Source organism: Bacillus sp. FSL W8-0102, from assembly GCF_038007225.1.
Taxonomy (GTDB): Bacteria; Bacillota; Bacilli; order Bacillales; family DSM-4216; genus Bacillus_O; species Bacillus_O smithii.
Genome location: NZ_JBBOWT010000001.1, coordinates 2429896 through 2444971, shown reverse-complemented (window position 1 = coordinate 2444971; position 15076 = coordinate 2429896). Strand labels below are relative to the sequence as shown.

Annotated in this window: 9 protein-coding genes and 5 pseudogenes; 7 read left to right on the top strand and 7 right to left on the bottom strand. The window is 41.2% G+C overall.

Features of this window, described 5'->3' with window-relative positions:
• Nucleotides 1-16 precede the first annotated feature (16 nt).
• A pseudogene (locus N1I87_RS11695) lies at nt 17-196 on the top strand (IS1634 family transposase); the annotation flags it as partial.
• Between the two features lie 358 nt (nt 197-554).
• Here the strand turns inward: N1I87_RS11695 and N1I87_RS11690 are convergent.
• The 7 genes and pseudogenes from N1I87_RS11690 to N1I87_RS11660 all read right to left on the bottom strand — a co-directional run bounded on the left by N1I87_RS11690 (nt 555) and on the right by N1I87_RS11660 (nt 8407).
• The gene (locus N1I87_RS11690; RefSeq protein WP_341101879.1) at nt 555-833 is read right to left on the bottom strand and encodes a hypothetical protein; all 279 of its coding nucleotides are present in this window, start codon (nt 831-833) and stop codon (nt 555-557) included.
• Nucleotides 834-892: 59 nt separating this feature from the next.
• Entirely contained in the window at nt 893-1129 is a 237-nt protein-coding gene (locus N1I87_RS11685) for a transposase (protein ID WP_341101876.1), read from the bottom strand.
• Between the two features lie 15 nt (nt 1130-1144).
• Nucleotides 1145-1585 carry a transposase gene (locus tag N1I87_RS11680; RefSeq protein WP_340396505.1) on the bottom strand — a complete coding sequence of 147 codons (441 nt, stop codon included), beginning with the start codon at nt 1583-1585 and terminating at the stop codon, nt 1145-1147.
• Between the two features lie 600 nt (nt 1586-2185).
• Nucleotides 2186-3463, bottom strand: a pseudogene (locus tag N1I87_RS11675) (IS110 family transposase).
• 132 nt (nt 3464-3595) lie between these two features.
• Nucleotides 3596-4702 carry a medium chain dehydrogenase/reductase family protein gene (locus tag N1I87_RS11670; protein WP_340396161.1) on the bottom strand — a complete coding sequence of 369 codons (1107 nt, stop codon included), beginning with the start codon at nt 4700-4702 and terminating at the stop codon, nt 3596-3598.
• The gene (lanM, locus tag N1I87_RS11665) at nt 4690-7200 is read right to left on the bottom strand and encodes a type 2 lanthipeptide synthetase LanM (protein ID WP_341101871.1); all 2511 of its coding nucleotides are present in this window, start codon (nt 7198-7200) and stop codon (nt 4690-4692) included. Before lanM ends, N1I87_RS11670 begins: the two co-directional genes overlap by 13 nt.
• Before the next feature lie 25 nt (nt 7201-7225).
• On the bottom strand, nt 7226-8407 hold the full coding sequence (locus tag N1I87_RS11660) for an IS701 family transposase (RefSeq protein ID WP_040037972.1): 1182 nt from the start codon (nt 8405-8407) through the stop codon (nt 7226-7228).
• 120 nt (nt 8408-8527) lie between these two features.
• Here N1I87_RS11660 and N1I87_RS11655 point away from each other — a divergent pair.
• The 6 genes and pseudogenes from N1I87_RS11655 to N1I87_RS11630 form a co-directional block, all read left to right on the top strand.
• Nucleotides 8528-8605, top strand: a pseudogene (locus N1I87_RS11655) (DUF2178 domain-containing protein); the annotation flags it as partial.
• Nucleotides 8606-8729: 124 nt separating this feature from the next.
• A pseudogene (locus tag N1I87_RS11650) lies at nt 8730-10000 on the top strand (IS110 family transposase).
• A 413-nt stretch (nt 10001-10413) separates the two neighbouring features.
• Entirely contained in the window at nt 10414-11283 is an 870-nt protein-coding gene (locus N1I87_RS11645) for an ABC transporter ATP-binding protein (protein ID WP_340396509.1), read from the top strand.
• Nucleotides 11267-11992 carry an ABC transporter permease gene (locus tag N1I87_RS11640; protein WP_340396510.1) on the top strand — a complete coding sequence of 242 codons (726 nt, stop codon included), beginning with the start codon at nt 11267-11269 and terminating at the stop codon, nt 11990-11992. Before N1I87_RS11645 ends, N1I87_RS11640 begins: the two co-directional genes overlap by 17 nt.
• Nucleotides 11993-12683: 691 nt before the next feature.
• Nucleotides 12684-13998 (top strand): annotated as a pseudogene (gene ltrA, locus N1I87_RS11635) (group II intron reverse transcriptase/maturase).
• Nucleotides 13999-14365: 367 nt separating this feature from the next.
• A complete protein-coding gene (locus N1I87_RS11630; RefSeq protein ID WP_340397187.1) occupies nt 14366-14917 on the top strand; it encodes a peroxiredoxin in 552 nt (183 codons plus the stop codon).
• The last annotated feature ends 159 nt before the right edge of the window (nt 14918-15076 follow it).

The following is a 15076-nucleotide window of genomic DNA, read 5'->3' as shown; positions in this document are numbered from 1 at the left end:
ACCTTTTGGGTCAGCCTCTCATGAATCGTGGCCGAAAGTAAGAGACGAATGCGAGCGTCTCATGCTTGGACATTTTTCTTCAAAAAACGGCGACCTTTATCAACGAACCGAACTGACGGCCAAACAAGCGCTATTCCTTGCGGCTCTAGGGCTGGAACCTCCTCCAAAGATTCTAGGCATCCACCCTCGCACCTAGATACACGCCCGAAGTGTGCCCAAATGCCTCCGATCCCTTTTGTATCAAGGGGCGAGAGGCATTTTGTTTGCCTAGTGACTGTCGAACTCGGGTTCGATGCAGCCATTTTTTTGTAATAATTTTGCCCCTGTCTCATGTTTTACGTAACTATAAGGGTCAAAAAGGACAGACGGGCCTTTTATCCACATGTCCACTTGTGGATTCCGTCTCGTTTCTCTTTCTCCACATGTAGATAAACCCTTCTATGAGATGCATTAGGCTGCTGCTACGAGGCTGCGCAGTTTATCTTGCTGTTTTTCCTTCACTCGCCCAACAGCCATGGCCAACATGACACAAAGGGCCAATCCACATCTTGTCTTCATTTTTTGAGGCCGCGAATCGTGTGCCGTTCAAAGCCAAACATGACATCCAGACGGCTGTTCACACGTTCGACCGCGGTGCGCTTATTATATTCCCTTTTCCACTTATAACTGGCGCGATCAATAGGGGTGAAAATGCGGTGATCTTCCGAAAGGGGGATCCGGATACCTTGGGCAACCGGACACTGGGCTTGACCTTCACATGTGATGCCATACTGTTTGGCCGGACACCGTTTCTTCAAGGTATTCCGGTCTTTTTCATACCTGCCGCAGGCCATTTCCCGCTCTTTTCCTGTGACAGGACAGTAGCAATACACTTGACCCTTGTAGTTATACGTCACATTCTCAAGTCACGCAGCATGCGAGTCTGCTCTCCGTCTTGCCACATGTTTCGAATGTCGATCACGGGTTTAATGCCATATTCGTCCCAACATTTAACGATCAACTTGGTATCGTCATAGGCGCGGTCAGCGGTGAGAATGTCAGTTTGTTTTAGGATCTCAGTCTGCCGCTCTTCCATTTGCTCCAGTAAGCGATGCCCTTCGTTGACGTCGGATTCGGATGCTTTTGTCACGGAATACATTACCGGTCATTCATAGACGGCATCGACCACTAAATGCAGTTTGTAGCCAAACCACGTGACGACTTTTTCCCACCTAGACCCGTCTTCTTTCATCCCGTGATACACTTTCTTCCCGTAGTCGGCATCGAGATCCCGACGACCGTCTGTTTTTTCATTTTTGTTCTTTCTTGAGGCAAAGGAATCGATGCCTTTACTGTCCATGGCCAGTCGTTTGCCGAAATCCGGCAGGAGGTTTTTGGCATGCTCGACTAATTGATCAAAAATCGCCTCCACTTCCGATGCCTCATCCAACACGCGTTTCAAGAATCGACTAAACGCCCAAGGGGTGGGGGCCTTTCCTTTGAAACCAGACATCGCCTGCAGCTGTCCGTTTCGGGACAGTTCGCGAAGTAGCTTGGCGTCGCTGTCATGTTGAAAGATGATACCGGCAAGCAGGGTATTCCACATGGCACGCAAGCCCCTAACATAGACTAGGATAAAGAGCTAATTTACAATAATGAAATATTTGTATAAAAGAAGCGCGACGATTACTGAAACGAGACAACCAGTACCTCTAGATACCCAAATGTTTATATTTATATTCTCCATTATCTGGTTTACAAATGTACCAATTCCTGTAGATAAAAAAATTAGTAAAATCCATTTTATTGTTAATACGAGAAATCCCTCCCTCTATAAATGTTGATATATCAACGGTTTAACCCGTTGGTGGGGTGTCAAAAAAATAATTTTCGACACGCATACTAACAATATTTTTATATTATGTGAAACTATTCCATCCTATGGGTACGCTACGCGGTCACTACTGGGTAATAATGGTAAGTAGTGCTAGAGAATGATGTGATGCACAATGGATCTCTGCGTAACTTATGATGACGTACCCTCCCATGTCTCTTGGCATCTGTGTGCCTACATTCCTTCGTTCGGTCTAGTCATAAGACAGAGGCTAGCGAAGCTCCTTAAGGGACTCAAGGTCGAATGGGAAAAAATAATGCCAGCTTCTCCGTGTCATCCTGTTGTCTAGGTCTGTTAAGAAGATGTAGAACTTTACATAGCCTCTGCGAGACTAGGGATATCCTTCATCATTCGCTGTGCGTCGAACACTTTGTGCTTGGTACAGATTCCATGTAACACTTTTAATAGCTTTCCGCATAGAACCACAATGGATTGCTTCTTGCGTAACGGATTCACCTTACGGTTTGTGTAATACTCATGTAGCTTTTTAAAGGCTTCATTATGGCGAATCATCGGCATCATCACTCGGAAAAGGAGGGAACGTAGCTTTCTTCTTCCCCGTTTGGAAATACGCTTTTGACCTTGATGCTGACCAGAGGAATTTTCACGTAATGTTAATCCCGCGAGTTTTATTAGTTGGCGTGGATCCTTTATAGTGTGAAAAGCTTCCGATTTCAGCTAAAAGATCGACAATGGTCGTATCCCCTAATCCTTGAACTGTTGTAAGCCATTCATATTCTACAGATGTTTTGACAAGTTCAACTAATGTCTGAGTAATGCTTTCGATTTCTTGTTCTAACTGGTGGTAACGACGAACGAGTGTGGCGATTTCAAAACGGGCCATCTCACGTCCTTCTGTTACTCCAATTGATTGAACCGCGACTTGAATGAGTTGTGTCGCTTTTGGTCTTTGAGGAGATTTTAACCCCTCTACCTTTCGGTAAATGTCCAATACCTCATCAGGTTGTTTCTGGTGAAGATCACTCGGGAATGGAGTACATTCAAGTACGGCCAAGGCCATCTTTCCGAATGACGGAAAAACTTGAGTGAACTCAGGAAAATAGCGATCCAACCATCGGATCATCATGTTTTTGACCGAACCTAGCTCCTCTGTCAATTTCCCTCGAAAAGTAGATCCTACTCGGAGTTCAGCTTCTTTTTCTTTTAAAATACGCGGATAGCTAAAGCGTCCATCTTTTAAGAGTCTTGCGATCACTAATGCGTCTTTACGGTCATTCTTCGTTTGAAGATTGTCATCTAATTCCTTAGAACGTTTGACATGCATTGGATTTGTTATAACGAGGGGTATCCCACGCTCTTCCAAGAAATAAGCGAGATTGAGCCAATAATGACGTGTTGGTTCTATTCCAACTAAGACTTCTGTTTTGTCATGATCCTTCATGGCCCTTAATATTCGTTGATAGAAGGACTCAAATCCATCCCGAGATTGGGATACAGAGAATGATTTTTGAAGCACACGACCACGATCATCCACAAAACAAGCGAAATGTGTACGCTTCGCAATGTCGATACCGACGACAAGGTTTTTTCAGTGACTTGATTAATTTTTTGATTTTCTATACAATTCATATGGAGTCCTCCTTGGTTAACAAATTAGGGGTCAATACTAGCAGATTGACACCCCGCATCATACCAAGAGGGCTCTTTTTGTTCAAGTCCCCGAAAACCTTCTAACAGGAATGCTCCTATAACAAGTTATTTTTAAAGAATCAGAACACATTTGCCAAATCGGGAGGAATCAAAAAAAGAGCGTTGTACAAAATCTACACCTTCTTCTAGTTGATATTCCTTATCGATGATTATTCTTGTCCCCGTTCTATTTTGTAGCTGAATTGCTCTTTCTAAATCTTCTTTTGAACCTAGGCAATTTCCCAAAATAGAAACATTCTTAACAATACTCATTTCTAATGCTCCTCTGACCACAGGCCCCGTATCACTTGGTGTGTCACTGGACAATAGTGGATGTTGATCTCGTAAACCACAAGTAACATATGTCCCACCAGTTTGTAAGTAATATAATGCATAGCCGATATTCATATCGAAAAACGGATCAAAAACATAAGTAATCTTCTGCTTGACGATATCATTTGATGTACTATTAATAGCGTTACTTACTAATTCTACGCGGCTAGGATATACTTTTTGTATTTCTTCATCACTCCACTCTGACGTTGATAAACAAAGAGGAGTGATGCCATGAGAGAGTAACTGTTGAATAATAAACAGTGATGTGTTTGACCGTGCACTTAATACTAACGGATTCCCACCATTCGTAAGTATTCCAGAGCGTCTTATCATCGCTGACGCGGTTTGGGATCCCAAAGAAAAACAGGCGGCTTCACTATCACTTAGGCTTTTTGGTACTTTTATGATCTTATTCTTATGGAGACGCAACCAACCCAACGATGCAAAATTTGTAGCTACACCGGGTAAAATTCCTTGTTTTCCGCTATCAGGGTATGAACAATTAGACATAACACGATCTCCGACCTTAAATTCATGTACGTCCCTACCGACGGCAACAATAATTGCGCTAAATTCTGATCCAAAAGGAACAAACAATCGATCAGAACCCTTGATTGAATTGTAGTTTTCAAGTAATATGGCTTTATCACGGTAATTGCATGAAAAAGCTGTCACTTTTACTAATACATATTCATGATTCTTCGGATTTTCAGTATCGAAAAAAGGCTGTTCTAATTCAACTGTTCCAAACAGTATATCTACTTGTCCAAACTTAACAATTCCTAGTTCTATATAATCCGTTGACTTCTTCTTACTCGGATTAATTGCCACTAATGAGCGCACTCAAGATCCTCCTTATATATACTTCGTTGATATGATACAGAGCTTAGATTAAGTGGAAACCAAGCAGAGTCACCATTATTATACATCTTTAACAGGAGAGCAGAATCAGCTACTCCACTCCAACCGAGAAAGTATCCCAGAAGATAGTCTCTATTCTTTTCTCCAGTATAAAATCCATGATTATTAGCTAAATCCAATACAGTTTCCCAATACTGATTTGCAAGTGATAGATACCACGAATCCCCGGTAGCTTCATATGCAAATAGTAGAGATTGAAGTACCCCAGTAGCCCCATGACATATAGATAAATCTATAGGTCCATTTTCTGGTAATGCTGTTGATTTCTTCGCTATTTCATAGAGATTTAATTGTTCGTTTAATGCTCTTGCCATTTCAGCTAGAACCATTAACAAGCCAGCATTTCCGTTACACCAACCCGCAGTATTAACAGTATTTGGAAAAGATATTTGTGAAGCCTTTTTAAAAAAATACTTACATCCTTCAATATTTTTTAAAGCATAAGATAATCTAAATTGTGCCCATATAACTCCTAAATTGCCATGTGCAATTCCATCACTAGATAACATACTCGATGGGCTTTCATTGCAAATTTTATGTTCTAAATTTTTTAGAACCCGATACGGCGTATCCGAAAATGATGCTAACATGAGACCTATACCTATCGGACCAATAAATACATCGCCACGCGGAATATTCTCTGATTGAATTTGAGACACAACTTGTTCTATTTCTTTTACTCTATTCCTATTATGGTTAAATATAAAATCCAAGGAACTAGATCCTGAAATTATTGATATTGGTGCAGATTCTAATTGTGAAGAAAATGCACTACAAAGGGATTTTAAACCTCGTTTGGCCTGATTATAAAGATTAGTGTACTTGGAACGATTAGCTATTTTTTCATACTCTGTCAGGTGCTCCAAGAGGAATAGAATACCCCCAGTATCATGAAGCGAAATAAGAGAACTAGAGTCATAGGATATAGGGATATCTCCATACACTCCTCCAATCCATCCAGTTTCAGGATTATCTATTTTGGTAGTAATTGACAAAGAACTTATTAATTCAATCAAAGGATTAGGATTATCTTTTGTCACCTTTCGCAAGACGTTTGAAAAGAGAGGAGATTGATATCCCAAATCATCTACTTTTTTATGCTCTGCCTCATGTATTCTAATATCAGAATATCCTTCTGCAATAAAGCGTTTATCAAGTAATAATCTTTTTTGTGAAAGGTTCTCTAACCGTCTTATTACATTATTTTCCGGTGACACATCAAATATCTCATTTGAAATAAAGTCCCCTGAATATAAACGTTTATCATTTGCTTTTATAGAAAAATATGGAATATCTCCATTTTTTATGGAACGGATTTCTTCTTCTAATATACTCTTGGCTATTTCAGAATCTCTAATCAACTTAGGTGGTTTTAGATATTTTAGCACTTGATTTATTGTGGCATCGTCAACTAAATTTTCTGGAAATAGGCATGCATCAAGCATAAAGTAATACTGAACTGTAGGTCTATTAATTACTCTAATTAAACATTGAATATCAGTAAATATAGAATAAATTTGCTCTCGTTTGTCCATCATCTTTTCATACCCATCTGAGTAACCGTTGAGAAAATCCTCTTGAAATGGAAGTGGATCGGGTGCTTGATTACTAGTTAACATGATTGGTACAGTTGTTCGAGTAACAGTAAGCTTTTCCCTGGCTATATCCACAGCATCAGTTCCTGGATTTTTCAATGAAAAAACCATTTCATTAGTTTTTTGTGGATAGGGTGTATTAATAGCGCCAATCAATACCTTGCGCGGAATCGTCGGTAGTTTAGCTGGAATTATTGACGTATTAGCAATTGAATAGGAAAGCATTTCTCCCATTAATCCATCGAGTGAATTACATGTACGATCGTATGCTGGTTGTAAACTAGTTTCTAAATCTACAAAATTAGGAAATACCCCATTAAAAATGATATTTTCATCATGTAAATCTGTTGATCCAAGACAGCTAAACACCGCCGCACATAAACCGAGATTATAATAAGCACTGCCGGCCTCTGATTGGCTTATGGGTGTACGCTGCACAAACGCCTGCCAACCGTACTCACCCCGATTAACTGTTTGGGCAACTGGTGAATGGTTCTGTAAAGAATCAAATTTTAGAATATCAGAAAAAAGTCTATCTATTAAAACATCAATCTCTAAAGACCGAGGCTTATATAGAATCTTTTTCGACGGTTTAAATTCAAAGCAAAGAACAACTTTTGAACCATTGTGAGGATCGGATTCAAGAGGCGTAATAGTTTGTAATTTTGATCCTCTGCTAATTAAACCTTCTGATAAGAGTAAAGTAGCATCTCTGCTAAAATTGACGCACACATCTTCGATAAAAGAACAAGTATTTTTCACTGTTTGTGTGACCATTTTTCTTAAAAACTGTAGTTGAGCAATTTTAATTACAATAATTACCATGTAAAAGAGACAAACAGGGTACCCCTTATGCCACGTGGAGCTGTTTTTTCACGGTATCAATGGGAATATTTTGTTTCGCTGCACGGTAAATGAACTCCACGAGGCTATGTCCTTTTCTCTTGCGCAGAAGATCGAGCCCATCAGAAAAATCGCTGTTCGACTCGAACATGCTGTACACGTAAGCAAGCTGCACCAAGATCCAGTAGCGTTTCACCGCCCGACGTCCGCGAACGCGGTATCCATCGAGTTTCAGCTGGTCTTTCGCTTGACGGAAAAAACATTCGATCGACCAACGCTGGGCATAGTAGCGCAAGATCTCTTCATCGCTTAGATCCCGGTCGGTGCTCAAGACGCAGTGAAGATGTTCCGATGTCATCGGCTGATCGGCTTTCCAAGCGAGCAGCACCACGGCATCATCGAGACCTTTGAGAGAGCCTTCGTAGCGATAAACCCGATAACGCTCTTCTCCCACCGTGACGAGGTGAGTGTCTTTCGGTTCGATGTAGCGGGCAAACTCCCTCACCTGAACCGCAATGCCTTTTGGATAAAGAAGCCGATTGGCCTTGAGCATTGCGATTACGTGGAATCCCTTTTTCAGACAAGCTTCCACGAGCGTTTGCGATGGATACCAAGAGTCCATCAGCACATAAACAGGACGGTGTACATCCAAAGAAGAAAGCATCTCGATCGCGAGTTCCCCCTTGCTTTTCCCAGCCGCCTTGTCGTAGAGGCGGAACGCAAAGGGAAAAGCCTGGGTCATCGTATGAACCATGAGCCAAACGAGAGAATGTCCCCAGATCGACTTTTTCTCTGTGTGAGAATAGTGCCAATCACACCCTTGAATGGCGTGCGTTGCCTGTGACGAAGGCTTGGTTTTTTGGCAAATCGTATCATCGATCGAAACAAAAAGGGGTTGATTCTCCTGTTTGGCGATGCGTTCGACACGACGAAGCATCCACTGTTGAAGTTTGCGAAGCAGCGTCTCTTCATCCCAAGGGCTTTTCGTGAAAAAATGGCTGAGTGTCGTGCGGTGGTTCGGATGAAAGCTCCAATGATGAAGATCGGTCAATGTTCCCGCAAATCCTTTGGTGGTCAGCGCATCCACGATATGAACGAGATGCTTCATGACAGGTTTTGAAAAATAAAGTGCCAACCCCAACATCGTGAAAAACTTGTGGATTCCTTGATGATGTGCTAATCTATTCATGAGACATGAACCTCCTTGTGAATAGTTTTGGTGACACATCTATTCTAATCAAGGAATCGGGTTCATGTCTCTTTTTTTGTTTGGTTGTAAATTTATGTTAGCGAATTTGCTCATCTATAGTTATTTAAATATTCTCTTGCATTCTTCGCATCAGCAATCTATCTAGCCGTTCGATATAAAAAAGATTTTTTAAACTAAAGAACTAAATAGGAGCATTCCTGTAATGAAGAAATTTGAGGTTTGAACAAAAATGAGCCTTCTTGGTATAGTACAGGATGTCAATGTATCGACTCCGAAATTAGAAAACCAAGGAGGACTCGAAATGAATTATAACCGCAATAAGAAGTTGAAGCAAATCACACCGGAAACATTGGTTGTCGGAATTGACATTGCAAAGGAAAAACACGTTGCCAGGGTCGTTGATGACCGCGACTATGAATTTGGCAAGCGACTGATCTTTGAAAACAACATAACCGGTTTTGAGCAACTGTTGGCATGGGTGTCCGAGAATCAGGAAGCCTATAAAAAAACACATGTCATCCTCGGTTGCGAACCGACCGGACACTACTGGTTCAATCTTGCGTATTACGCGAGAGCCAAGGAAATCCCGTTCGTCGTCGTGAATCAGATGTATGTAAAAAAAGCCAAAGAGCTGGATGACAACTCACCCACCAAAACGGATACGAAAGATGCCTACGTCATCGCCCAAATGATCAAAGACGGCCGATACGCCGTACCAAGCTTGCAGGAAGGCGTCTATGCCGAACTGCGCGAAGGCCTTAAAATTCGCGATCAGCTGTCCAATGATCTGCAAATCACCGAGGGGCGAATTGACAACTGGCTGGATCGTTATTTTCCAGAATTCCGTACCGTTTTTAAAGACTTGGATGGCAAAACAGCATTGTATACACTCACCCATTTTCCACTGCCGGACGAGATCACAGCCATGTCGGCGAGCAGTGGAAACTGATCGTCAAGCGGGGCGTTGGCATCAAAAAGGCAAACGAACTGCGACAAGCCGCCGAGCGTTCGGTCGGATTGACCGTCGGAACACAAATGGCCAAACGCGAATTCCAAAGTCTATTGAAACAGTATGAGCACCTTCAAGAAAGTATTGCCGACATCGATGAAGAGATTGAGCAGTTGGTCAAACCGATTCCAGGAGCCAAAGAAATGATCGCAATGAAGGGTGTCAGTGTGCTGACTGTGGCGACCTTCTTCTGTGAGATTGGAGACATCGCGGGTTATGAGCACCCGCGTCAAATCCAAAACCTTGCTAGGCTGACCTTAACCTTGCATCAATCCGGGAAATTCAAAGGGCAGACTAAAATCACCAAGCGTGGGCGAAAAAGACTGCGTAAAGCCTTATACCTTGTTGTTCGTCCGCTAGTGGTGCATAACCCGGCCTTTAAAGCCCTGCACCAGTACTACACGACGCGGCTGGATCACCCGCTCAAAAAACAAGAATCGCTCATCGCCCTAAGCTGTAAACTGATTCGTGTGTTTTATGCCATGGCCACCAAACGTTTCCAGTTTGACTGTGAAAAATTGCTTCAAGACATGCCTCAACTCTCGATGCAGGAAGCCGCCTAAAGTTAAAAGGCAAGTCACAACAAAGTCGTTCGACCCCTAAGGACATGGGAACACAATCGAAGCGCAGAGCCGAACCGTATTAATTCCATTAGGGCATAGACCCCGCATAGGAGCATTTTCGGCCTCCACCTCATGGACACGCCGAACGCAGGAATGTGAGGAAATGAACCCGCGAGACATGGGAGGGTAAGCGGCCATGAATCGTGTGGAGAAAGAAAACGCGCGATCAAAAAATATTCTGAAAACTCCTCTAGAGGAGTTTTAGATAGCCGCCCTCCAATGCATCGGAAAATTCCGAAAGAGGGGGTTCTTGCCAAGGCCCATGAGGAAACTTCGAACAAATGACCATGAAATTGTGAGAATGAACGAGAATGTTGGAGAAAATCATTTATTTCTAGAGGGAGGATTGGAAAATGCGTGTAAATTCAATTACCAAAAAATATAGTGGCTCTGTAGTTTTAAAAGAGATATCTTTTGATTTTAAACAAGGAGAAATCGTTGGTTTAGTTGGAAGTAATGGTGCTGGAAAAAGTACACTTATGAAGATCATTGCTCAAACAATTCAGACATTTGATGGATCTGTTGAAGACAATAATCATGTCGGATATTTGATTGAGGAACCCAAACTATTCAGTAATAAAACCGGGTTAGCGCATCTATCCTATTTTTCGGAAATCTATGGAAATAAATTCAAACTTAGCGAATACGAGGAACTTCTAAAGGGTCTACAATTATTTGATGTATTGAATAAAAAGGTGAAAGAATATTCTTTGGGAATGCGGCAGAAATTAGGAATTGTTATAAGTCTATTGAATAAACCAAGTTACGTTGTATTGGATGAACCAACAAACAGTATGGACATAGAAACATCCCTTGAAGTATTACAGCAATTAAGAAAAATAGCTAATGAGTGGAATGTCGGTGTCTTGATTTCCAGCCATAAGCTAGAAGATATTGAAACAATCTGTGATCGAGTCTTGTGTTTAGAAAAAGGCACTATTCTCGGAGAACAACAAATTAGTAAGAGGAGTCCGTATATTCTAAAATTAGTTTTTGATAATCCTACTGATTTAGCAACATTCATCGAGTATCAAGAGTTCGGAAGTATCATCCACTCAAGTGAAAGAACAATTCAAATTGAAACGACAGCAGAGAATTCTGATATTTTTCAATTTTTGAATCGGTTGGGAATAAGGTTAATTGATTTTACTGCTGAGAAAAAAACGCTTCGTAATGTCTATATGAGCAAATTCAGAGGTGAATATCATGAAATTAAATATTAAAAAATATGTTAGTTACAATTTAAAAGAACTATTTAAAAAGGGCCATTTGGCTGTTGGAGTGTTAGGAGCCATCGGACCAGCATTAATTATGAGTTACTTTATCTTAACAGAAACTACGCCGTTTTACATTAAACATGTCTCCAATTTTTATTGTATGTTGGGGATGTTCGCGGCGGTATTACACCCACTTTACTTTGTCAATAGGGATTACTCATCTAAGACAATCTCGTTGATTAACAACTCAAAACAAAACAGAAAAAACTATGTATTGGCCAATGTCGTTATTGCATTATTTGTGAGTTTACTTTATGTAGCATTGGGAATATGTTTACTTCTAGTTACAAAACAACTTGGAGTGCCTGGAGAATTGAAGGTTTCCTTCCTTCTAGGATTCTTTGTTAATGTCTTTCTTCTAGTGCTGACTTATTTCTTGTTCGGATATATTTTATTATTATATGATGTTCGGAGTGGTGCAGTTTATGCAATTTTGACAGCAATGCTACTTTTTCTTCCTAATATTTTGGCAAATATTTTGGAGAATATTCATAACGAATTTCTTTCAGGCTTAATCGAAAATTTTCCTGGTTACTTCTATCCAGTTATGGTTGGCTCAAACCCACTTTCGCTTCTACAGTACTTCATTGGTTGTTTCACCTTAATCGTACTTTTTGTACTCGTTCTAAATAAGAGCAAAAAAATTGAAATATAAGATTTTGTTGCAAAGTTTTAAAAGAGTCTAGACCGCCCCTTTTTTTACTGAAAGCCAGGCTACTTTAAACAAATTTTCAACTTCTCCCCATGGTGAAAAGTCGAAGAGCGAAATCTTTCTCTTCGACTTTCTTTGCGTGCGCCCGGCATGGGTGTAATCTATAGGGTGAAAGTCCCGAGCTGCGAAGGCAGAAGTAGCAGTTAGCTTAACGAGAGGGTGTCCGTGGTGACGCGGAATCTGAAGGAAGCGAGCGGCAAACTTTAAGGTCTCTCGGAACACGAACTTCATATGAGGCTAGGTATCACTGGGTGAGTTTGCACAACAAAACAAACCCCTTTCTGCCGAAGGTGATACAGAGTAAATGAAGCAGATGGATGGAAGGAAAGATTACACTCTTACCCGGGGAGGTCTGGCTGGCACGCCAAGTAACCTTGGTAACCTATCTAGTGATAGATAGCTGAACAGTCAGAAGTGAGCAGAAGTCATAGTACTCTTTCAAGCTCGAGATGGAAGAGGAAGGACTGAACAATTAAGGAGAACGAATCGCTAGGCGTTCATCTTCTGTGTGGAAGCAGACAATCCGATAGGACTTACTTGAAGAGAGGAAGTGGTGAATCCCACGGGGGACTTCAAGAGGGTGGAGCAGAAGATGGCACAAATAGAAGAATTCGTTCACGTGGAGAGGATATCAATGTTGATGGAAATGATTTGGTTACGGGAAAATCTCCTGGCGGCACTGAAACGAGTCGAACAGAATAAAGGAAGTCACGGAGTAGATGGCATGTCCGTAAAAGACCTACGAAGACACCTCTACGAAAATTGGGAATCCATTCGACAGTCGTTGAGAGAGGGAACCTTCAAGCCCTTACCCGTTCGTCGAGTCGAAATCCCGAAACCGAACGGCGGAGTAAGGCTACTAGGGTTCCTACCGTGACCGATCGTTTCATTCAACAAGCGATTGCCCAAGTGTTGACGAAAATCTTTGATCCGACCTTCTCGAACCATAGCTATGGTTTCCGCCCAGGTAGAAGGGGACATGATGCGGTAGGGAAGCAAAGGGTTATATCAAAGAAGGATATCGTTGGGTAGTCGATATAGACCTAGAGAAATTCTTTGACAAGGTGAATCACGACAAACTGATGGGGATCTTGGCGAAAACGATCAAAGATCGAATTCTACTGAAGTTAATCCGCCGGTATCTTCAATCAGGCGTGATGATCAATGGAGTAGTAATGGAAACGGACATGGGAACGCCACAAGGTGGTCCGCTTAGTCCACTTTTATCAAACATCATGCTTCATGAATTGGATAAGGAGCTTGAGAAACGTGGACATAAGTTTGTCCGGTATGCGGATGACTGTAACATCTATGTGAAAACAAAGAAAGCAGGAGTTCGTGTCATGAACTCCATTACGAACTTTATAGAGGAGGAGTTAAAGCTCAAGGTAAATAAAGAGAAATCGGCGGTAGACCGTCCTTGGAAACGGAAGTTTCTCGGTTTCAGCTTCACACTCAATAAGACTCCAAAGGTACGGATTGCGAACGAAAGTGTGAAACGTTTGAAGAACAAGATCCGTGAAATCACATCAAGGTCGAAACCGTATCCAATGGAGAAAAGGATTGAGAAACTGAACAAATATTTAATGGGGTGGTGCGGATATTTTGCCTTGGCAGAAACACCAAGTAAGTTCAAAGAATTTGATGAATGGATTAGACGAAGGCTTCGGATGTGTTTATGGAAAGAATGGAAAACCCCGAAAACAAGAGTTCGGAAACTCAAAGGATTAGGTGTTCCAAGTCATAAAGCATTCGAATGGGGCAATACACGCAAGAAATACTGGCGGATTGCCTGCAGTCCCATTCTACATAAAACCCTCGACAACTCCTATTGGTCTATTCGAAAGATATCAAGCACTACGTCAAACTTAATTGAACCGCCGTATACCGAACGGTACGTACGGTGGTGTGAGAGGTCGGGGGTTAGTCACCCCCTCCTACTTGATTAAATGAAGGCGTATTTTTAACATTCCATTTTCAAGTTTAAATAGAAGTGCTTCCATATCATAATGGTTAAAAAAGCTTCTTTTGTAATGAAAGGCATAATATTTTGTTCCGCTAAAAAAACATGATAAACTTAAAGTGAAAATAGTAATCAATTCCAATCGTTCATGGAGTAGTTTTCCTTTTAATGGGACACAATAAAAAAGGAGAATTTCTTCCGATTAAAATTATTTCTTTTTTATACTTATTTTAATTGACTAGCAATGTATTATTTATTATAATGACAAGTGTAATCAGGAGAAAGTAATTGAGAATATCCCCGTTACTTTCTCAATAAACAATATATTAAAATCAAATGGAGGGATCTGTATCATGGCAGAACGATTAGTAGGGAAGCAAGCTCCGCGTTTTGAAATGGAAGCAGTATTGCCAAACAAAGAATTTGGAAAAGTTAGCTTGGAAGAAAACATGAAAAACGGTAAATGGACTGTTTTATTCTTCTACCCAATGGACTTCACATTTGTTTGCCCAACAGAAATTACAGCCATTTCTGACCGCTATGATGAATTTGAAGATCTGGATGCTGTTGTAATCGGTGCTTCTACTGATACTGTCCATACTCACTTAGCTTGGATTAATACTGACCGTTCCGAAAATGGAATTGGAGAAATCAAATACCCACTTGCAGCTGACCATAACCAAAAAGTAGCTCGTGATTATGGTGTTCTAATCGAAGAAGAAGGTGTCGCTCTTCGTGGTCTCTTCATCATCAATCCTGAAGGTGAACTTCAATATCAAGTAGTTCATCATAACAATATCGGCCGTGACGTCGATGAAGTACTCCGTGTGCTTCAAGCACTTCAAACTGGTGGATTGTGCCCTGCAAACTGGAAACCAGGTCAAGCTACTTTGGAAGTAAAATAAGCTTAGCTTTTAACTACTAATAAGAGAGTTAATCCAGCTTTCCCCATTCGTCTGAACACCTTTCTAGCTTGAATTCTTCCGGTAGATTGGAAACGACAGCCGGTTTCTAAGTAAGAGGAATGATTTGCAAATGGGAAGCAGGATCGTGATTGGAAGGAG